The organism is Sphingomonas sp. PSPC2-2, assembly GCF_049897725.1.
In the GTDB taxonomy this organism is placed as follows: domain Bacteria; phylum Pseudomonadota; class Alphaproteobacteria; order Sphingomonadales; family Sphingomonadaceae; genus Sphingomonas.
Genome location: NZ_JAFCWU010000001.1, coordinates 354,189 through 373,312 on the forward strand (window position 1 = coordinate 354,189; position 19,124 = coordinate 373,312).

Annotated in this window: 17 protein-coding genes; 9 read left to right on the plus strand and 8 right to left on the minus strand. The window is 63.9% G+C overall.

Features of this window, described 5'->3' with window-relative positions; genetic code table 11:
* Window positions 1–34: 34 nt before the first annotated feature.
* Window positions 35–973, minus strand: a complete 939-nt coding sequence (gene metF / locus ACP7BY_RS01645) for a methylenetetrahydrofolate reductase [NAD(P)H] (protein ID WP_033965083.1) — start codon at window positions 971–973, stop codon at window positions 35–37.
* Window positions 970–1,950, minus strand: a complete 981-nt coding sequence (locus tag ACP7BY_RS01650; RefSeq protein WP_033965081.1) for an ArsR/SmtB family transcription factor — start codon at window positions 1,948–1,950, stop codon at window positions 970–972. The genes metF and ACP7BY_RS01650 overlap by 4 nt, the downstream gene beginning before the upstream one ends.
* 197 nt (window positions 1,951–2,147) lie before the next feature.
* Between ACP7BY_RS01650 and ACP7BY_RS01655 the strand changes: the two genes are divergently transcribed.
* The 3 genes from ACP7BY_RS01655 to ACP7BY_RS01665 are packed head-to-tail and all read left to right on the plus strand — an operon-like array spanning window position 2,148 to window position 3,582.
* Window positions 2,148–2,432 (plus strand): hypothetical protein, encoded by a 285-nt coding sequence (locus ACP7BY_RS01655; protein WP_249340867.1) that lies wholly within the window; start codon window positions 2,148–2,150, stop codon window positions 2,430–2,432.
* Window positions 2,432–2,629, plus strand: coding sequence for a hypothetical protein (locus tag ACP7BY_RS01660; RefSeq protein ID WP_033965078.1), 198 nt, complete (start codon window positions 2,432–2,434; stop codon window positions 2,627–2,629). The genes ACP7BY_RS01655 and ACP7BY_RS01660 overlap by 1 nt, the downstream gene beginning before the upstream one ends.
* A gap of 2 nt (window positions 2,630–2,631) precedes the next feature.
* Entirely contained in the window at window positions 2,632–3,582 is a 951-nt protein-coding gene (locus ACP7BY_RS01665; RefSeq protein ID WP_033965076.1) for an aldo/keto reductase, read from the plus strand.
* Between the two features lie 217 nt (window positions 3,583–3,799).
* Here ACP7BY_RS01665 and ACP7BY_RS01670 read toward each other — a convergent pair whose 3' ends face one another.
* The 5 genes from ACP7BY_RS01670 to acnA all read right to left on the minus strand — a co-directional run bounded on the left by ACP7BY_RS01670 (window position 3,800) and on the right by acnA (window position 11,122).
* Entirely contained in the window at window positions 3,800–5,395 is a 1,596-nt protein-coding gene (locus ACP7BY_RS01670) for an isocitrate lyase (protein ID WP_033965089.1), read from the minus strand.
* Window positions 5,396–5,535: 140 nt separating this feature from the next.
* Window positions 5,536–6,495, minus strand: a complete 960-nt coding sequence (locus tag ACP7BY_RS01675; RefSeq protein ID WP_033965074.1) for a hypothetical protein — start codon at window positions 6,493–6,495, stop codon at window positions 5,536–5,538.
* 9 nt (window positions 6,496–6,504) lie between these two features.
* The gene (locus ACP7BY_RS01680; RefSeq protein ID WP_126848672.1) at window positions 6,505–7,890 is read right to left on the minus strand and encodes a helix-turn-helix domain-containing protein; all 1,386 of its coding nucleotides are present in this window, start codon (window positions 7,888–7,890) and stop codon (window positions 6,505–6,507) included.
* Between the two features lie 276 nt (window positions 7,891–8,166).
* A complete protein-coding gene (locus ACP7BY_RS01685; protein ID WP_033965071.1) occupies window positions 8,167–8,436 on the minus strand; it encodes a CBU_0592 family membrane protein in 270 nt (89 codons plus the stop codon).
* 13 nt (window positions 8,437–8,449) lie between these two features.
* Window positions 8,450–11,122 (minus strand): aconitate hydratase AcnA, encoded by a 2,673-nt coding sequence (acnA, locus tag ACP7BY_RS01690; RefSeq protein ID WP_033965069.1) that lies wholly within the window; start codon window positions 11,120–11,122, stop codon window positions 8,450–8,452.
* Between the two features lie 327 nt (window positions 11,123–11,449).
* Between acnA and ACP7BY_RS01695 the strand changes: the two genes are divergently transcribed.
* From ACP7BY_RS01695 to ACP7BY_RS01705, 3 genes are all read left to right on the plus strand, one after another.
* Window positions 11,450–13,189 carry a DUF1800 domain-containing protein gene (locus ACP7BY_RS01695; RefSeq protein WP_249340866.1) on the plus strand — a complete coding sequence of 580 codons (1,740 nt, stop codon included), beginning with the start codon at window positions 11,450–11,452 and terminating at the stop codon, window positions 13,187–13,189.
* Window positions 13,190–13,199: 10 nt separating this feature from the next.
* Complete coding sequence (locus ACP7BY_RS01700) at window positions 13,200–14,579, plus strand: DUF1501 domain-containing protein (protein ID WP_033965329.1); 1,380 nt, start codon at window positions 13,200–13,202, stop codon at window positions 14,577–14,579.
* A gap of 91 nt (window positions 14,580–14,670) precedes the next feature.
* Entirely contained in the window at window positions 14,671–15,210 is a 540-nt protein-coding gene (locus ACP7BY_RS01705) for a superoxide dismutase family protein (protein ID WP_033965330.1), read from the plus strand.
* A 7-nt stretch (window positions 15,211–15,217) separates the two neighbouring features.
* Here ACP7BY_RS01705 and ACP7BY_RS01710 read toward each other — a convergent pair whose 3' ends face one another.
* Entirely contained in the window at window positions 15,218–16,780 is a 1,563-nt protein-coding gene (locus ACP7BY_RS01710) for an MFS transporter (protein WP_033965332.1), read from the minus strand.
* A gap of 222 nt (window positions 16,781–17,002) precedes the next feature.
* On the opposite strand from ACP7BY_RS01710, the gene ACP7BY_RS01715 reads away from it, so the two are divergent.
* The 3 genes from ACP7BY_RS01715 to ACP7BY_RS01725 all read left to right on the plus strand — a co-directional run bounded on the left by ACP7BY_RS01715 (window position 17,003) and on the right by ACP7BY_RS01725 (window position 18,975).
* A complete protein-coding gene (locus ACP7BY_RS01715) occupies window positions 17,003–17,746 on the plus strand; it encodes a Bax inhibitor-1/YccA family protein (protein ID WP_033965334.1) in 744 nt (247 codons plus the stop codon).
* Window positions 17,747–17,833: 87 nt separating this feature from the next.
* Entirely contained in the window at window positions 17,834–18,613 is a 780-nt protein-coding gene (locus tag ACP7BY_RS01720; protein ID WP_171010549.1) for a transglutaminase-like domain-containing protein, read from the plus strand.
* 56 nt (window positions 18,614–18,669) lie between these two features.
* Window positions 18,670–18,975, plus strand: a complete 306-nt coding sequence (locus tag ACP7BY_RS01725; RefSeq protein WP_033965336.1) for a hypothetical protein — start codon at window positions 18,670–18,672, stop codon at window positions 18,973–18,975.
* The last annotated feature ends 149 nt before the right edge of the window (window positions 18,976–19,124 follow it).

The window sequence follows — 19,124 nt, forward strand, 5'->3', positions numbered from 1 at the left end:
CCCTAACCCCTCCCGCAAGCGGGAGGGGAATGTGTTACGCCGCCGCAGCCGCCGCCACGGGCTTAGCGCGCAGGCCCAATAGGTGACATATAGCAAAGCTCAGCTCGGCGCGGTTGAGCGTGTAGAAATGGAAATTGCGCACATCGCCCGCATACAGCTTGCGGCACAGTTCGGCGGCGAGCGTCGCGGCGATCAGCTGCCGGCTCGCGGGATGATCGTCCAGCCCCTCGAACAGGCGCCCCATCCACGGCGGCACCACCGTGCCGCACATCGCCGACATGCGCACGATGCTCTGGAAATTGGTGACCGGCATGATGCCGGGCACCATCTCCGCCGTGATCCCCGCCGCCGCCGCACGATCGCGGAAACGGAAGAAGGTCTCGGGCTCGAAGAAGAATTGCGTGATCCCGCGCGTCGCGCCTGCATCCAGCTTTCGCTTGAGATTGTCGAGATCGTCCGCCTGGTCGCGCGAATCCGGGTGGCATTCGGGGTAAGCCGCGACCGAAATCTCGAACGGGTGCAGCCGCTTCAACCCAGCCACCAGATCGGCGGCATTGGTATAGCCTTCGGGGTGCGGGACAAAGCCCCCTGCCCCCGGCGCATCGCCGCGCAACGCGACGATATGGCGCACGCCTGCCGCCCAATACTGCTCGGCAATCTCGTCAATTTCCGCGCGCGACGCCTCGACGCAGGTCAGGTGCGCTGCCGCCGCCATGCTCGTCTCGCGCTCGATCCGCGCGACCGTGGCGTGGGTGCGGTCGCGCGTGGTGCCGCCTGCGCCATAGGTGACCGAGACGAAGCTCGGGCCGAACGGCTCCAGCGTGCGCACCGTCTCCCACAGCGCCTCTTCCATCTTCTCGGTCTTGGGCGGGAAAAATTCGAACGACACCGCCGCATCGCCTGCCAGATCCGCGAACAGCGGGGCCTCGAGCGCGCGCCGCGCTTCCTCGAGCTGGTTCACCGAAATCGTCATGCCGCCATCGCCTTATGTACCCCGGAGTGTATCCCGGAACGCTGGGCATCGCGTTTGCGCGCGAGCCATAATTTCACCGTCAGTTCCCCGCCTTCCAGCCGCTCGGTCCGCTCGGGCGCGAGATCGGCGGCGGCGAACCATGTCGCCATTTGTTCATCGACAAAGCCCAGGCGGGTATGCCCGTCCTTCGTCCGCAACTCCTCGCGGTCGTGCGCCGCGAAATCGGCGATCAGCAACCGCCCGCCCGCCTTCAGCACGCGCGCCGCCTCGGCGATCGCCGCACCCGGCTGCTGCGCGAAGTGCAGCACGTGGTGCACGATCGCCACGTCCGCCGCACCGTCCGCCAAAGGAAGCGCATAGAGATCGGCCTGCCGCAATTCCGTATTGTCCAACCCCCGCTCGGACAGTTTCGCGCGCGCCAGCCGCAGCATTTCGGACGAGCGATCGATTCCAAGCGCCTGCTCGGCCCGCCCTGCAAACAGTTCCAGCATCCGCCCGGTGCCGGTGCCGATGTCGATCAACTGGCCGATTGGCGCATCGCCCAGCACCGCCGAAATCGCCGCCTCGACCTCGCTTTCGGCGATATGGAGCGAGCGGATCGCGTCCCACTGTCCCGCATTGGCCTCAAACCACAAAGCCGCCGAGGCAGCGCGATCGGCACGCACCGCCGCCAGCCGCGCGGAATCGGCTACCGCCCAATGGTCGGGCTGAAGCGCCGCCCACGAATCCAGCGCCTCCAGCACCGGGCCGACGGTGGTGCCGCCGCCCAACGCTACGAACACCCAACTGCCCTCCTTGCGGCGCTCGGCCAGACCGGCATCGCACAGGATTTTGACATGGCGGCTGACGCGCGGCTGGCTTTGCCCGAGGACCTGCGCCAATTCGCCAACCGACAGCTCCATCGAGCGCAGCAGGGCAACGATGCGCAGCCGGGTCGCGTCGGCAAGCGCGCGAAAGATGTCGAGGGCAATGGTCATTGACGATGACATATAAAGATATCTTTATATGAGGTCAACGCGCTTCGGACCGTTCCGCCTTTCCGTCAAAGCCGCGCCCCTACATCGCCCCGCCCTCTTAGAGCGGCTTGCGTGCAACAAGATCGGCCGGATGGAGTTGAAGGGACACCGCCCATCCTTTACCGTCGCGGCACATCTTCCGAAAGCCAAGGGTACTCATGATGACCAAGTCGCTCGCCATTCTGCCACTGGCTGCTCTCCTCGCATTCGGCGTGTCCGGCTGCAGCCCAAAAGCACAGAATGAAGTTTCCGAGGCAGCAAACGCCGTTGCTGCCGACGCCAATGCGACCGCAGCGCAGGCTGTCGACGATACCGACGCCGCGCTCGGTGCCGCCGAATCGCGGATCGACAATGCGGGCGCGGTGCTCGGCAATAAGGCCGACCGGGTCGCCGACAAAACCGGCGCAGCATTGAAGGATGTCGGCAACGAGATCCAGGATTGATGCGGACGCCCTTGCTTTTCGCGCTGCTGTTGCTGGCGGCTTGCTCGGGCAAATCTCCCTCCGGTGCAACCGCAGGGGAAGACAAGGCGCTCGACACGGCCGCCGCCTCGCTTGACGCCAATAGCGCCGACGCCAATGCCGCGATCATCGTCGATGACGATGAAGGCGGCAACGAAACCGACTCCGGGGACCACTGATCATGACCACTCTACGCCGCCTTGGCGCGACCGAACTCCATATCGCGCCGCTCATATTGGGCGGAAACGTCTTCGGCTGGACCGCCGACCAGGACACCAGTTTCGCGGTGCTCGACGCGTTCGTCGCGGGGGGCGGCACGATGATCGACACCGCCGATGTCTATTCGGCGTGGGTGCCCGGCCATAAAGGCGGGGAATCGGAAAGCGTGATCGGTGCCTGGCTCAAAGCGAGCGGCAAGCGCGAGCAAGTGCAGATCGCCACCAAGGTCGGCATGCTGCCGGGCGACGGCGGCGAAAAACTCGCCCCTGCGCGTATCGCAGCGGCATGCGACGCGTCGCTCCAGCGGCTGGGGGTGGAGACGATCGATCTCTATTTCGCGCATCAGGATGACGATGCGGTGGCGCAGGAGGACGCGCTCGCGGCCTTCGCCAAGCTGATCGACGCGGGCAAGGTACGCGCGCTTGGTGCGTCCAACTTCCACGCAGCGCGGCTGAAATCGGCCAATGACGCCGCCACCGCCCACGGCCTGCCGCATTATCACGTGCTGCAGCCCGAATATAATCTGGTCAGCCGTCACAAGTTCGAAGGCCAGCTTCAGGATTATTGCGTCGAACATAATATCGGCGTGGTGCCTTATTACGGCCTCGCCTCGGGCTATCTGACCGGCAAATATCGCAGCGCCGCCGATTTCGGAAAAAGCGTGCGCGGCGGGCGGATGCAGGCGTTCATGGATGGGACCGGCCCTGCCGTGCTTGATGCGATGGACGCGATTGCCGAGGAAACCGGTGCTTCACTGGCGCAGATCGCGCTGGCCTGGCTTGCCGCCCAGCCCGGCGTCACCGCACCGATCGCCAGTGCCACCAGCGTTGCGCAAGTCGAGGAGTTGATCGGGGCGATGGACCTGACGCTCAGCACCGACCAGATCGACCGGCTGACCAACGCGGGGGTGTAAGCCCAACCCGTTGCCGTCACCCCGGCCTTGTGCCGGGGTCCACCGCTGCGCGCGGATAACGGTTCAGAAATCCGTGGCAGGGTGGATGCCGGGACGAGCCCGGCATGCCGGAAGGGTCGAAGGCCCGCCGCGGCAAAGCCGCGTCGTCGGCCGGGGCTGCAGGCCCCGCCGGCCGGGCCGGCCGCGGGCGCGGCGGAGCTTTGCTCCGCCTGCTGCGTCAGGCCGCGAACTGGTTCATCGTATTGTGCGCGCCACCGGCCTTCAGCGCCGCTTCGCCCGCGAAATACTCCTTGTGGTCATCCCCAATGTCGCTGCCCGACATGTTCTGGTGCTTCACACAGGCGATGCCTTCGCGGATTTCCTTGCGCTGCACGCCCTTCACATAGCCGAGCATCCCCGCCTCGCCGAAATACTCCTTGGCGAGATTGTCGGTCGACAGCGCTGCGGTGTGATAGGTCGGCAGCGTGATCAGGTGATGGAAGATCCCGGCGCGCGCTGCGGCGTCCTTCTGGAAGGTGCGGATACGCTCATCGGCTTCATCGGCCAGCGGCGTGCCGTCATAATCGACCGACATCAGCTTCGCACGATCGTAAGCCGACACATCCTTGCCCTCTCCCGCCCAGGCATCAAACACTTGCTGGCGGAAGTTGAGCGTCCAGTTGAACGACGGCGAATTGTTATATACCAGCTTGGCGTTGGGCACGACCTCGCGGATGCGGTCGACCATGCCCGCAATCTGCGCGATGTGCGGCTTCTCGGTCTCAATCCACAGCAAGTCCGCACCATGCTGGAGCGAAGTGATGCAGTCGAGCACGCAGCGATCCTCGCCGGTTCCGGTGCGGAACTGGAACAGGTTGGACGGCAAACGCTTGGGCCGCAGCAGCTTGCCATCGCGGTTGAGGATGACGTCGCCATTGCGCGCAGTGGCGGGGTCGATCTCCTCACAATCGAGGAAGCTGTTATACAGGTCGCCAAGGTCACCCGGCTCCTTCGACACCGCGATCTGCTTGGTCAGGCCTGCACCGAGCGAGTCGGTGCGCGTTACGATGATCCCATCCTCGACGCCGAGTTCGAGGAAAGCATAGCGACAGGCGCGGACCTTGGCGAGGAAGTCCTCATGCGGCACCGTAACCTTGCCATCCTGATGCCCGCACTGCTTTTCGTCGCTGACCTGATTTTCGATCTGCAACGCGCACGCGCCCGCCTCGATCATCTTCTTGGCGAGCAGATAGGTCGCCTCGGCATTGCCGAAGCCCGCGTCGATGTCGGCGATGATCGGCACGACATGCGTCTGATAGCCGTCGATCGCGTTGAGCAGACGATGCTCGTTGACTTCGTCGCCAGCAGCGCGGGCGGCATCGAGCTCGCGGAACATCATGCCGAGTTCGCGCGCATCGGCCTGGCGCAGGAAGGTGTAGAGTTCCTCGATCAGCGCCGGAACACTGGTCTTTTCGTGCATCGACTGGTCGGGCAGCGGCCCGAATTCGCTGCGCAACGCGGCAACCATCCAGCCCGAGAGGTACAGATAGCGACGCTCGGTCGATCCGAAATGCTTCTTGATGCTGATCATCTTCTGTTGGCCGATGAAGCCGTGCCAGCAGCCCAGCGACTGCGTGTATTTGGCCGGATCGGCGTCATACGCCGCCATGTCGCGGCGCATGATCGCGGCGGTGTAGCGCGCAATGTCGAGCCCGGTCTGGAAACGGTTCTGCACCCGCATCCGCGCGACGCTTTCGGCGTCGATGCCGTCCCAGGTGCCGTTCTGGCTCTGGATGAGTTTGGCGGTGTGGGCGATAGCGGTCTGGTAGGTCACGGCGAACATCCTCATCGGCTGCGATGTGGATGATGTAGGCAAGTTTACAGAACTATTTGACCAAGAATCGTCATAAATTGGCGTTTCGCTGTTAATTAGCGCGGCACATTTTTGTAATTATGATATATATTTACAAACCGTCAGTCAGGGCGATCTTGGATCACGCTCGGCGTCGGGCGCCCCCGTACATAGGCCTGGGCCGGGCTTGCGATGGGAAAGCCCGCCGCCGTCGCCGCCGCTAAAATGCGCCGGATATTTTGATAACTGCCGACACTCACCGCGACGCTACTCGGCAAATTGAGCCACTCCTCCGAAACCAGCAAACCACCGCGCGCCTTTTTGACCCGACCGTCGGCCACCAGCCGCTCCACCCGACGCTGCACCGTCGCGTATGGAAGGCGCAGGGTACGAGCCAGCGCACTCACCCTGAGCGGACGACGCAGCGAATCGGGCGGGACGCGGAATTGATCCGCGTAACGCCGGGCCAATTCGGGATCGTAGGTATAGGCGCGGGCGTTTGCGCACAGGATGGTCGAATACAGAACAAGATTGATCCATTCCTGGTGCAACCCCCGATTGTTATCGGCAACGGCGAGCATGATGTCGGCAGCAGCCCGCACCCCGACCGCCGGATGATACAGGCTCGTTACGCGCTGCGACGGCATCGGCAGGTCGAATGCCTGCAAATCCTCGACCAGCCTGACAAAGGCATCGTGCGCCGTCATCGACATTTCGACCATTTCGGGGCGTTGCAAGCCACTGGCAAGCGCCACCACCCCGCTTGGCGTGCGCGCCACCACCTCTTGCGCGATCAGCGCATTGACGTGGCGACGCACGGTCTCGAACGGACGTGAAAGCGATGCCGCCAAGGAATTGATCGAGATCGCGCGGGAATCGGGCGGATCGGCGGCGGAGTCCATGCCGTCGATCGGGGTTGCCGCACTCTGGCGCGCGATCAAGGTGAAGATCACGAACCGATCCAGATCCCCGTCAAAGCCGCGCAGCCCCGCCTGGACAATGGTCGTCTGCATCTCGGCCAGAAAGCGGGTAACCAGCCGTATCGGCGGAACCGCCCCGAAATCGCTTTCCGCCTCTCCCATGATCGTGCCTCAGTCCCCGCCAAAGGTAAACGCGCTCACGCCGCGCTCGCGCTCGTTGATCGCCAATGCTCGACCGACCGGCGGCAGCGATCGCTGCGGACAACCGCCGCGCCCACATGCGCGGCAGCCAAGCCCGATCGGCGTGGCCTCCCCCTTCAAATCGAGTCCCCGAGCCACCACCAACGTACCGGCATGCTCCGCCGCCACGCCCAGCCCGACCGCGAATTCCGCCGGCACCGCGCCGTAGCGCCGCCCCTGCGGCGTAACGGTCCGCGCCATCGTCAACCAGCGTGCACCACCCTCCAGCTCGATCAATTGCACCGCCAGCACTCCCGGTCGATCGAACGCGGCGTGCAACCGCCATAGCGGGCAACGCCCCTCCGACTCCGCCAGCGGCGATCCGCTCGCCCCTGAAAAGCGCTTCGACACCTGCCCGGCGCGATCGATCCGCACCAGGAAAAACGGCAGCCCGCGCGCACCAATGCGCTGCAAAGTGGTCAGCCGATGCGCGACCTGCTCGAATCCAGCGCCGAAGCGGCGTTGCAGAAGTTCAATATCGTATCCCGTCGCCTCGCACGCGCGCAGGAAGCGCGCATACGGCATCATCAACGCCGCCGCGAAATAGCTGGCGAGGTGGCGGCGATACAGGCGTTCCGCGTCGCGATCGGTAAAGCCTGCCCCCTTGGCCAGCCCATCGATTTCGCCACGCGCCTCGATCTGGGCGAGTTGATAGGCCGCCCCGAACACGCGCGACGCCGGGTCGAGCATTTCGGAGAGCTGCAATTGCCGCGCGTGGAGATCGGTGCGGCGCAGCAGATCGGGCATGACGTCCACCGGCAATACGCGAATGGTGAGCTGATGCTTCACCCGCAACCGCTCGGCAATCGCTCCATAGAGATCGCCCGCGCCGAGGCGCAATTCATCGGCAAGCCCTTCCGCCAGCGCATCCAGATCGGCGAAATGGCCACGCCATCGTTCAATTTCGCGGCGCACCTCGGCAATCGGATCCGCCGCCCCTGCCTCGGCCGAGCCCGCCGCCCCGATCCGGTCGAACGCGCGCGCAAACGCTTCCGCCCCGCCCGGTGCGCCCGCCAGCCATTCCTCGATTTCATTGCGGTCGATTTCCAGGTCGGCGAACATCGGGTCGGCGAGACGTCGCCGGAGTGCCGCCTCCCCCCCGCCGGGTTCCCCCGCCGCCAGCGCCCGCGGGTCGAAATCGAAACTCTCCGCCAGCTTGACGATCAACGATGCCGATAAAGGCCGCTGGTTCTTTTCGACCAGATTGAGGTAGCTCGGGCTGATCGTCAGCATTTCGGCCATGGCCGCCTGCGTCAGTCCGGCCTGCCGTCGCAAACGACGGATAGCGTGCCCAGCGAACAATTTGCGATCGGCCATGCTTCTGCGTCCCTCACGATGCGGCGCGCCCCAAGGGAGCCCCCCGATCATCATGCCGCAACCTGTCATATATTTACAAGGGGACTCCGAATTCACGCAGATAAGTAACGCCTTTACCGAATGGCGGGCGCATCCCCCCTGTTCGGCGCGGGTCTTTCCTCTCTATTGCGCCGTCAACGGATCGGCAGCTTGTCAAAAGCTCGACCGTTCGCAGAGGCTTGAGAGTTTCCTGGGGAGGAAAGGATGCCCGCCATGCACATGCGTGGCGGGCATTTCCTATTCTACTTCCTCATTGCTGCGACGAAGACGCTTTTGCAGCAGCCGAATCAGCGTGACGATACCAATCGTTGCCCATGCAATGTTAAGCGTGGTCGAGGGCCACGCCCCGTGCCAGCCGCTATTCAAAACAAATCCGGCCGCACCGACGACGTTCATCCATTGGAACGCTGCCGACTGGCCGGACAGTTTGCCGGTCGAAACCAGCAGATAGGAAGCGAGGATGAGCAGCGCCGCTGCCCATCCAATCGCCTCGATCGCCGTCGTCACGACAGCATCGGCATTACGCCGCCAGCTTGCGCAGCACGTACTGCAGGATGCCGCCGTTGAGGAAATATTCCAGCTCGTTGACGGTATCGATCCGGCAACGCGTCAGGAAGGTTTCGACCGTACCATCGGCGCGGGTCAGCGTGACCTCGACATCCTGGCGCGGGCGGATTTCGGCGACCTTCATGATCGTGAAGCTTTCCGAACCGTCGAGCTTCAAGGTCTTGCGGTCGACACCTTCGGCGAACTGCAGCGGAAGCACGCCCATACCGACCAGGTTCGAGCGGTGAATGCGCTCGAAGCTCTCGGTGATGACAACGCGTACGCCGAGCAGATTGGTGCCCTTCGCCGCCCAGTCGCGCGACGAACCGGTGCCATATTCCTTGCCCGCGATGACGATCAGCGGAACGCCGTCCGCCTTGAAGCGCATCGCCGCGTCATAGATCGGCATCGTTTCGCCCTTATACGAGGACATGCCGCCCTCGACGCCGGGGACCATCTCGTTCTTGATGCGGATGTTGGCGAAGGTGCCGCGCACCATGACATTGTCGTTGCCGCGACGTGCGCCATAGGAGTTGAAGTCGGCGCGTGCGACCTGGCGCTCCATCAGCCAGGCCCCTGCCGGGCTGTCGGCCTTGATCGAACCGGCCGGCGAAATGTGGTCGGTCGTGATCGAATCGCCCAGGATGGCGAGCGGACGCGCCTCGACAATGTCCTGCACCGGTGCCGGGGTCATCGACATGCCCTCGAAATACGGCGGGTTGGCGATGTAGGTCGATGCGGGCGGCCACGCATAGGTGTCGGAGCCGACCACGTCGATCGCCTGCCACTTCTTGTCGCCCAGGAACACGCTCGCGTAGCGCGACTGGAACATGCCGCGGTCGATGTTCGCATCCATCACTTCGCGGACTTCGGCGTTGGTCGGCCAGATGTCCTTGAGGTAAACGTCGGTGCCGTCGGTCGCCTGGCCGATCGGGGTGGTGGTGAAGTCTTCGGTCACCGTGCCCTTGAGCGCATAAGCGACGACCAGCGGCGGCGAAGCCAGGAAGTTGGCGCGCACGTCGGGCGAAACGCGGCCCTCGAAGTTGCGGTTGCCCGACAGCACCGAGGCGGCGACGATGTCATTGCCGTTGATCGCCGCCGAAATCGGCGCGGCGAGCGGGCCCGAATTGCCGATGCAGGTGGTGCAGCCATAGCCGACCAAGTTGAAGCCGACCGCGTTGAGGTCCTCGGTCAAGCCAGCCTTGTCGAGATAGTCGGTCACGACCTGCGAGCCGGGTGCCAGCGAGGTCTTCACCCAAGGCTTGGGCTTGAGGCCGAAAGCATTGGCCTTGCGCGCGACCAGACCAGCGGCGACCAGCACCGACGGGTTGGAGGTGTTGGTGCAGCTCGTGATCGCCGCGATCACCACGTCACCATCGCCGATGTCATGGTCCCGGCCTTCAACCGGAACGCGCTTGGCGCTGGCGTGGCTGTAGACCTTGGCGAGATCGGCGTTGAACGTGTCATCGACTTCGGTGAGGATGACCTTGTCCTGCGGGCGCTTGGGGCCAGCAAGCGACGGCACGACGTTCGACATATCGAGTTCGAGCGTGTCGGTGAAGACGGGGTCCGGCGCATCCGCCAGGCGCCACATGCCCTGCGCCTTGGCATAAGCCTCGACGAGCGCGATCTGTTCATCGGTACGGCCGGTCAGACGCAGATAGGTGAGCGTCGCGTCATCGATCGGGAAGAAGCCGCAGGTCGCGCCATATTCCGGTGCCATGTTGGCGATCGTTGCGCGATCGGCGAGGCTCAGTGCGTCGAGGCCGGGGCCATAAAATTCGACAAAGCGGCCGACCACGCCCTTGGCGCGCAGCATTTGCGTGACGGTCAGCACCAGATCGGTCGCGGTGATGCCTTCAGCAAGCGTGCCGGTCAGCTTGAAGCCGACGACCTCGGGGATCAGCATCGACACGGGCTGGCCGAGCATCGCGGCTTCCGCCTCGATCCCGCCGACGCCCCAGCCGAGCACGCCCAGGCCGTTGACCATCGTGGTATGGCTGTCGGTGCCGACGCAAGTGTCGGGATACGCGATCGTCTTGCCGTCCGGCGACACCGACGACCACACCGCCTGCGCGATGTTCTCGAGGTTCACCTGGTGGCAGATGCCGGTGCCGGGGGGCACGACCTTGAAATTGTCGAGCGCCTTGGAACCCCATTTCAGGAACTCGTAGCGCTCATTGTTGCGCTGATATTCGAGCTCGACGTTATCCTCGAACGCCTTGGGCGTGCCGAACTCGTCGACCATCACCGAGTGATCGATCACGAGGTGCACCGGCACCAGCGGGTTGATCTTGGCGGCATCGCCACCAAGCTTGGTGATCGCATCGCGCATCGCCGCCAAATCGACTACGCAGGGCACGCCGGTGAAATCCTGCATCAGCACGCGCGCGGGGCGATACTGGACTTCGCGGTCGGATTTGCGCTCCTGCTGCCAGTCGATGATCGCCTGCAGATCCTCGGTGGTGACGGTAACGCCATCCTCAAAGCGCAGCAGGTTCTCGAGCAGCACCTTCATCGAGAAGGGCAGACGGCTGATATCGCCGAGCTTTTCCGCGGCGGCAGCGAGGCTGAAATAATCATACTGCGCGCCGTTCACGTCGAGCGTGGTGCGAGTGCCGAGGGTATCCTGGCCAATGGCGGTCATATGCAGCGGGTCCTTCCCTATGGGGCCTAACGGGGCGCGGCGGGGAGGCGGCGAAAAGCCGCGCGGGCGCGCCCAGTATGGGCGAATGCAAGAGTCGCGAGGGGCGATAGCAGCGAGGGGAAGCTTGGGGAAGGGCACGAGGCCACGCCCAGCGTCTAAAAGGTTGCGCGCTGAGCGATCGATCCCCCGCTCGCCCCGCCGTCCTCAACGCCGTCCTTAACGCTGCATTGCCTTATGATAGATCATGGCGGGGGGGCTGCTTTGCTGGTAGGAGCGCCGGACGACACGAGCGCGCCGGCGCGCTTTGGTCCGAAGTGGGGTAAAAGCGTGACAGAGCAAGCACTCGTCCTGGACGATCGCGTAGTTGCAGCCGATGCTCCTGTTGAAACGGCTCCACTCGAAATCGCGAACCCCGCCGCGCTGTCCGGCGCTTCCATGGCCGCGCTGGCGGCGACGCTGGCGCTTGCCGCGTGCGGAGACGGCGGAAGCGGCGGCGGCGCCACCGGAGGCTCCCCCACCCCCACGCCATCGACGCCCACACCGACCCCGATCGGAGCGGCCGCCGCCAGCCGCTTTCTGGGCCAGGCGACGCTCGGTGCGACCAAGGCGGAGATCGCAAACGTGCAGTCGGCCAGCTACGATGGCTGGCTGACCGCGCAATTCGCGCTGTCTCGGTCGACACGCCACTGGGACTGGCTCGTGGCCAATGGCTATTCGGCCGCAACCTTCATCAATTCGCTGGCGGGGTTCGACCAGACGATCTGGCGGCAAATGATCGTCGAACCCGATCAGTTGCGCCAACGCGTCGGCATCGCGCTGTCGGAAATGTTGGTGATCGGCGTCGACGCGCTCAACCTCAACTGGAAGCAGTTTGCCGGCGCGGCCTATTTCGACGTGCTGCTCGACAATGCCTTTGGCAATTTCCGCACGCTGATGGGCGCGATCACCACCAATGCGGCAATGGCGACGTTCCTGACCTTTCTCGGCAACCGGAAGGCAAACCCTACCACGGGCTCTCAGCCCGACGAAAATTATGCGCGCGAACTGATGCAGTTGTTCACGCTCGGCCTGTATCAGCTCAATCCCGACGGATCGGTCAAAACAAACGCGGGAAAGCCGCTCGAAACCTATGGCCCAGCCGATGTATCGGGGTTGGCGCGGGTATTTACCGGACTCAATTTGGCATCGTCCGACAGCACGACGCCGGAGCGTTACCGCGTGCCGCTGGTCATGACGGCGTCGCAGCACGAAACCGGTGCATCGACGTTTCTCGGCACGACGATCCCGGCGGGAACCGAGGGAATGGCCGCCGTCAACCTCGCGCTCGACGCGATCTTTGCGCATCCAAACGTCCCGCCCTTCGTCTCCAAGCAATTGATCCAGCGGCTCGTCACTTCCAACCCCTCGCCCGCTTATATCGGACGGGTATCCGCCGTATTCGCCGACAATGGAAAGGGCGTTCGCGGCGATTTGAAGGCCGTGATCCGCGCGATCCTGCTCGATACCGAAGCCCGCGATTCTGCGGCCTTGACCAGCGCGACCGCTGGCAAGTTACGCGAACCCGTGCTGCGGCTGGTCGGTTGGGCACGCGCCTATTCCGCGACGTCGCCGTCCAATGCCTGGGCGATCGGCGACACGTCGAACCCCAATTCGCGGCTCGCCCAATCGATCGGACACAGCGCGACGGTCTTCAATTTCTTTCGTCCCGGCTATGCACCGCCCAATACCGCCATCGCCAGCGCGGGGCTGGTCGCGCCGGAATTTCAGATCACCAACGAGCTGAGTGTCGTCGCCTATATCAATTACATGCAGGCGCTGATCGCCAATGGCACCGGCGACTTCAAGGCGGACTACACCACGATCCTGACGCTCGCGGCGGACAGTCAGGCGTTGATCGACGAGGTCAACCTCGTGCTCGCCAATGGGCAATTGAGCAGCGCGACGGTTGCGGCAATCAAAGCCGCGGTCGACAGCATCGCCAATACCGGTGCGACCGGCCCCAGCAACCGCGTGATGACCGCCATTTTGCTGACGATGGCCTCGCCCGATTATCTGACCTTCAAGTAAGGATCGCGCCATGACCAGCGACCAATCCCGCCGCGCCTTCCTCAAACGCTCCGCCGCGCTCGGACTGGCGGGCAGCGCCATGCCGTTCGTCACCAGCCTCGCCGCGATCGGCGAAGCTGCCGCGGCCGTTACCAGCGATTACAAGGCGCTGGTCTGCGTGTTCCTCTATGGCGGTAACGATTACGCCAACACGCTGCCGCCCTATGATCAGGCGAGCTACGCGCTCTATCAGGCTGCCCGCAGCAACATTGCGCTCGATCGCGCGGCGCTGGCCGCCACCGTGCTGAATCCCGCGACCGCGCTTGCCGGCGGCAGACAATATGCGTTGGCTCCGACGCTGTCACCGCTGCTGCCGCTGTTCAACGCGGGAAAAATGGCGGTCGCGCTCAATGTCGGCACGTTGGTCCAGCCGACGACCAAGGCGCAATATAGCGCCAATTCGGTGCCACTGCCGCCGAAGCTGTTCAGCCACAACGACCAGCAAAGCTATTGGCAAGCCTCCAACCCCGAGGGCGCGACCTCCGGCTGGGGCGGTCGCATCGGGGATCTGCTCCAAAGCGGCAATGGCTCGGCGACGCTGACCTGCATCAACGCCACCGGCAACGCTGTATTCCTGACCGGCAAGACCGCGATCCAATATGCGGTTGGCACCGGTGGGCCGATCGCATTGTTGAACAATGGCTCAACCCTGTTCGGGTCGAGCACGGGCGCAAGCACGCTGCGCACGCTGATGGCCGCGTCGCAAACCAACATCTTTCAGGACGAGCACGCCAAGATCAGCAAGCGCGCACTCGATACCTATGCCCAGGTCAATGCTGCGCTCGCTAGCGCGCCTGCCGCCAATTTCCCGCTTTTCCCCACGTCCAACAGCCTTGCCGATCAGCTCAAGATCGTCGCGCGGCTCATCTCGGTCTCGTCGCAACTGGGCGCGCGGCGGCAAGTGTTCTTCGTGTCGCTTGGCGGGTGGGATATGCATGATGCGCTGGTCGCCAATCATCCCACTCAGACCACGCTGCTCGCAAACGCGATGCGGGCCTTTTACGACACAACCGTCGCGATGGGCGTGGCCGACAAGGTAACCACTTTCACCGCCTCCGATTTCGGGCGGACGCTGGTGTCGAACAACGACGGATCCGATCACGGCTGGGGCAGCATGCATTTCGTAATGGGCGATGCTGTACGCGGGCAGCGCTTCTATGGAACGCCGCCCGCAATCGGCAATGGCACGGTCGACGACGTCGGCCAGGGCCGGCTGCTGCCGACGATCGCGGTCGACCAATATGCCTCGACGCTCGCCAATTGGTTTGGCGTTTCCGCGACCGACATGCGCACGGTCCTGCCCAATATCGGCAATTACAACAGCTCGTCGTGGAACCTAGGGTTCGTCTGACGGACGCAATCAAAGGAGCGAACCTAAGGCGGCAGTTGCGCGTTTGGCGATTAACGCCCAGCAACGGTCGCGGCGGCAACAGGAGATTCGCATGCGCAAATTCGTGATCGCGGCAACTGCATTGACGACATTCGGCCTCACCGGCTGCGATACGCAAAAGACTGTCGCCGTCGGCGCGCCAGTCGCGGAGGGCGCGCATGCGGTGGCGCAAATCCGCACGCCGGACGGTGCCGATGTCGGTCGCGCGACCGCGACCGAAGTGACGGGTGGCCTGCGACTGACGCTCGATGTGCACGATCTCACGCCCGGCACGCATGGGGCACATGTGCATACCGTCGGGCGCTGCGACGCCCCCGACTTCGCCAGTGCAGGTGGCCATTGGAACCCGGCGGGCACCAAGCACGGCTCGATGAACCCCCAGGGGCCGCATGAAGGCGATCTGCCCAATCTCATCGTCGGCGCTGGTGGGCGCGGGACGATCGGCATCTTGCTGCCCGGCGCAACGATGGCTGGGCTGCTCGACACCGATGGCTCGGCCATCGTCGTCCATGCCAAGCCGGACGATTTGATGACCGACCCGTCGGGCAATAGCGGGGCGCGGATCGCCTGCGGGGTCTTCAGCGCGGGCTGACGCGCGCTTAGGCGATCACCTCTCCCGCAGCGCGCGCCCGCGCCTCACGATTGGCTTCTGCCCGTGGCACCAATCGATACGCTGCGATGGCTGCGCCGATCGTGATCGGTGCGGTCAGCAGCAGCGAAAGCACGCCGGTGGTAAGACTGCCCGACAGGGTCGAAACGCGCCCGGCAATATAGGGGCCCATCGCCAGGCCAAGCAGCGTCGTGCCGATGAAGAACGCGCCCGTTGCGGTGCCACGCATGCGCGGCAATACCAGATCCTGCATCGTCGCCCCTGCGGCACCCAGCGCCGTACTCGAACACGTTGCCGCCACCAGTAACGCGGAGACGAAGATCGAAACGTCCCCGCTGCGAAACGCGATGACGATGAAGGGCAGCGGCACGACCGCGCCGAACAGGATGACCATGATCCGTCCCGCCGGAAAGCGTCGCCGTAGTCGGTCAGCGACAATGCCGCCCACCGTCACCCCGACAAAACCCCCAAAGGCCAGCGTTCCGCCGATCCACCCGCCGGCTTGTTGGATCGTCACACCCAAGGTGCGCATCGCATAGGGTGCCGCCCACAGGCTGACGCCGTAGCTGACAAACGCGTTCAAGCCATAGGCAATGACGACACAGAGAAATGCCGGATTGGCGATCACCAGCGTATAGGTCGGCAAATCGCGGCGCTTCAGCGCGCTGGCCCAGGAAAAGACCGCATAGGCCCCTAGCCCGACGGCGGTCCATTGCGGCCACGGCTCGCCAAAATGGCGCAACACCGCGATCGCCCCCGCCACCACGCCAAGCGCGAGGAGATTGATCGCGAGCGGCCGAACCCCGCCGCGCGCTGCGCCAATCAGCGTGAACGGAGGCACGATGGTAAGCAGATCGGCCAGCAAGGCGCGGAACGGGGCCGGATGCCGTTCGGGCGGCGGCAGTCCCTCCACCGCACCGCGCACTGGCTCGCGCAGTGTCGCGACCAGCAGCGCTAACAGTAAGCCCGGCAGCCCCACGGCGATGAACGCGGCTTGCCACCCGTGCAGCCCCAGCGGTCCGCCGGCCGGATAGACTGCGTTCCAGCGATGCACGACGAGCCCTGCGATGCTGAGCGAAACCCCGCCTCCGACATAGAGGCCGGACGAGTAGATCGCGAGCGCGGTGGCGCGCAACTTCTTGGGAAAATAGTCGGAAATCAGGGAATAAGCCGACGGGCTTGCCGTCGCCTCGCCAATGCCCACGCCGATTCGCGCCCCAACCAGCATTCCTCCCGAGCGCGCAAAGCCGGACAGCGCGGTCATGCTCGACCACAGCACCAGGCCTGCGGTCATCAACCGAACCCGGTGCCAGTTATCCGCTAACCGGCCGAGCGGGATGCCGAACAAGGAATAGAACACCCCGAACGCCGTGCCATAGAGGAAACCAAGATCCTCATCTTTCAAATGCAGGTCGCGCTTGATGTCTTCGGCGAGGATCGAGATGATCTGCCGATCGACAAAATTAAGCACGTAGACCAGGAAAAGAATGCCGAGAACATAATATGCATAGGCTGACGCGCGCGGCGGCGCGATGCCCGGTGGGGTCGCCATTCGATCAATCCTCTCGGCAGTTTCTGCTCTGCTCGGCAGCCTAGCAGAGCATACCGAGATTACGAAAGCGCTTTCACGTCGGGGCCGCATTCCTGTCGATCGGTCGTCGGCGATCTGCGCGACGGCGGGATCGCACGGTTGCGGGATTGGCTTGAAAAGCGCGCTGTAAAGGCCGATATTGCCGTCATCTGACATATGGTCGGTGTTTAGGAGCTTCTCGCAATGGCAAACTGGTCTGATCCCCGTCCGAATGCTTCGGCGTTCCCGGCGGCTGGGACCGTCGGCACGGCGGCATTCGATGCCGGCCTGCGCAGCTATATGCTTTCGGTTTACAACTACATGCTGTCGGGCATCCTGTTGACCGGGTTGGTCGCCATGTTCTTCTCATGGGGCGGCCTGGATTCGCCTGCGGCGCACATTCTGATCGGTGGCGGTCCGCTCGCCTGGATCATCATGCTGGCACCCTTGGGCTTCGTTTTCGCCATGAGCTATGGGGCCGCCCGCATGGCACCCGGCACGCTGCAGGCGATGTTCTGGGGCTTTGCGGTAGCGATGGGCCTGTCATTGTCGACGGTGTTCCTGCGCTACACCGGCACGTCGGTTGCACAGGCCTTCTTCGCGACGTCGGCCGCTTTTGCGGGGCTTAGCCTTTACGGCTACACCACGAAGCGTGACCTTTCGGCGTTCGGCACCTTCCTGGTCATGGGGTTGGTCGGCCTGATTGTCGCAATGCTGCTGAACGTGTTTTTCCAGTCAGGCCCGCTCGCGCTGGTTATCAGCATCGTCGGCGTTCTGCTGTTCGCTGGTTTGACCGCTTATGACACCCAGCGCACGAAGAGCGTCTATGCCTATGTCGCCGGAACCGAAGACGAGCAGCGCACGGTGATCATGTCGGCGCTGACCCTCTATCTCGACTTCATCAACATGTTCCTCTTCATCCTGCGGATGTTCGGCAACCGCAACTGATCGACGCGATACGCGACGCACCGGATCTGTCCGGTCTGGGCCCGATAGAATGTCTATCGGGCCCTTTCTTTTGCCGAAGGGTCCGTGATGCGCCTCTCGATCGATGTGACGTTGAATTATGCGATCGACGGTGCCGCCGACGTGCTGTTGCTGATCGAAGCTGCAAAAGGCCCCGATCAGCGCCTTTTGACGCAGGATTTCACGGTGTGGAGCAACACGCCGTTACGCGCGGTGCCCGGCGAAGAGGGTATTGGACAACGGTGCTGGCTTCACGCGGAAGGATCGTTTCACGCCGAATATCGCGCGACCGTGGAGATCCTGCGCCAACCGCGCGATTTCGCCGAGTTGGGCGACACGCCGATCCGCTTGATGCCGCCCGAAACCATCCCCTATTTGCTGCCTAGTCGGTACTGCGAATCCGATCGTTTGGAAGGCTTTGTCGAACAGGAATTTGGCGGGCTGTCGGCAGGCCCATTGGCGAGCGCGCTGGTCGATTGGGTGGCAGGCCACCTCACATATGCCAGTGGCACCTCCAGCGGCACGACCACCGCGCTGATGACCTTTGCCGAACGCCGCGGCGTCTGCCGCGACTACGCGCACCTGCTGGTGGCACTCGCGCGCGCTGGCGGCATTCCGGCCCGGTGCGTATCCGCCTATGCCCCAGGCGTCGACCCGCCCGACTTCCATGCCGTCGCCGAATTGTGGATCGATGGCGACTGGCATCTGGTCGATGCCACGCGCATGGCATCCAGCGCCGAACTGGCCCGCGTTGCGGTTGGCCGCGATGCCACCGACATCGCTTTCATGACGGTGTTTGGCCGCGCCACGATGAACCAGCAGCGCGTGACCGTCACCCGCCTGCCCTGACGGAACACTGTCCGCGCTCCGCTCGTTTCAGAGCCATTGCAGTCAGGAGAGCGACGATGCCGCACGATACCAAAATGATCGACGAGAAAGCGCTCGACAGCTTGTCGATCGCCCCGGGAAGCCCCGAAGAGAACGAACAGATCCATCATCCGCGCCAAAATGCGGGCCAGGACGAGTCGATTGCCAAGCGCCTCGAGCGCGATCCGACCAGCCCGGACGCGGTGCTCGATAACGCGCTCGACGAATCGATGGACGCTTCGGATCCTCCTGCGACGACCAAACCGGGCGATAACGGCGCGGCCCCCAAATCGTCCGGCTATGATCAGGACGCGGAGGCCGCGATTATCGCGGATCGCCGATAATCCCTAGCGGCGGTCCCGCTTCGCCTAAAAATGTTGCGCGATCGCCGCACCTTTCAGAATTTTCCATCATTGGACCAGATTCGCCACCTCGCGTGTTGCGCTGCAACAAAATCTATGGTCGCTTACTACTATTGGACGATCGCGCGTTA

Coding starts and splice junctions, on each gene's coding strand:
- ACP7BY_RS01650 (WP_033965081.1), bottom strand. CDS start 1,950: ATGACCATTGCCCTCGACATCTTTCGCGCGCTTGCCGACGCGACCCGG.
- ACP7BY_RS01660 (WP_033965078.1), top strand. CDS start 2,432: ATGCGGACGCCCTTGCTTTTCGCGCTGCTGTTGCTGGCGGCTTGCTCG.
- metF (WP_033965083.1), bottom strand. CDS start 973: ATGACGATTTCGGTGAACCAGCTCGAGGAAGCGCGGCGCGCGCTCGAG.
- ACP7BY_RS01680 (WP_126848672.1), bottom strand. CDS start 7,890: ATGGCCGATCGCAAATTGTTCGCTGGGCACGCTATCCGTCGTTTGCGA.
- ACP7BY_RS01715 (WP_033965334.1), top strand. CDS start 17,003: ATGGCAAACTGGTCTGATCCCCGTCCGAATGCTTCGGCGTTCCCGGCG.
- ACP7BY_RS01725 (WP_033965336.1), top strand. CDS start 18,670: ATGCCGCACGATACCAAAATGATCGACGAGAAAGCGCTCGACAGCTTG.
- acnA (WP_033965069.1), bottom strand. CDS start 11,122: ATGACCGCCATTGGCCAGGATACCCTCGGCACTCGCACCACGCTCGAC.
- ACP7BY_RS01720 (WP_171010549.1), top strand. CDS start 17,834: ATGCGCCTCTCGATCGATGTGACGTTGAATTATGCGATCGACGGTGCC.
- ACP7BY_RS01655 (WP_249340867.1), top strand. CDS start 2,148: ATGATGACCAAGTCGCTCGCCATTCTGCCACTGGCTGCTCTCCTCGCA.
- ACP7BY_RS01710 (WP_033965332.1), bottom strand. CDS start 16,780: ATGGCGACCCCACCGGGCATCGCGCCGCCGCGCGCGTCAGCCTATGCA.
- ACP7BY_RS01700 (WP_033965329.1), top strand. CDS start 13,200: ATGACCAGCGACCAATCCCGCCGCGCCTTCCTCAAACGCTCCGCCGCG.
- ACP7BY_RS01675 (WP_033965074.1), bottom strand. CDS start 6,495: ATGGGAGAGGCGGAAAGCGATTTCGGGGCGGTTCCGCCGATACGGCTG.
- ACP7BY_RS01665 (WP_033965076.1), top strand. CDS start 2,632: ATGACCACTCTACGCCGCCTTGGCGCGACCGAACTCCATATCGCGCCG.
- ACP7BY_RS01705 (WP_033965330.1), top strand. CDS start 14,671: ATGCGCAAATTCGTGATCGCGGCAACTGCATTGACGACATTCGGCCTC.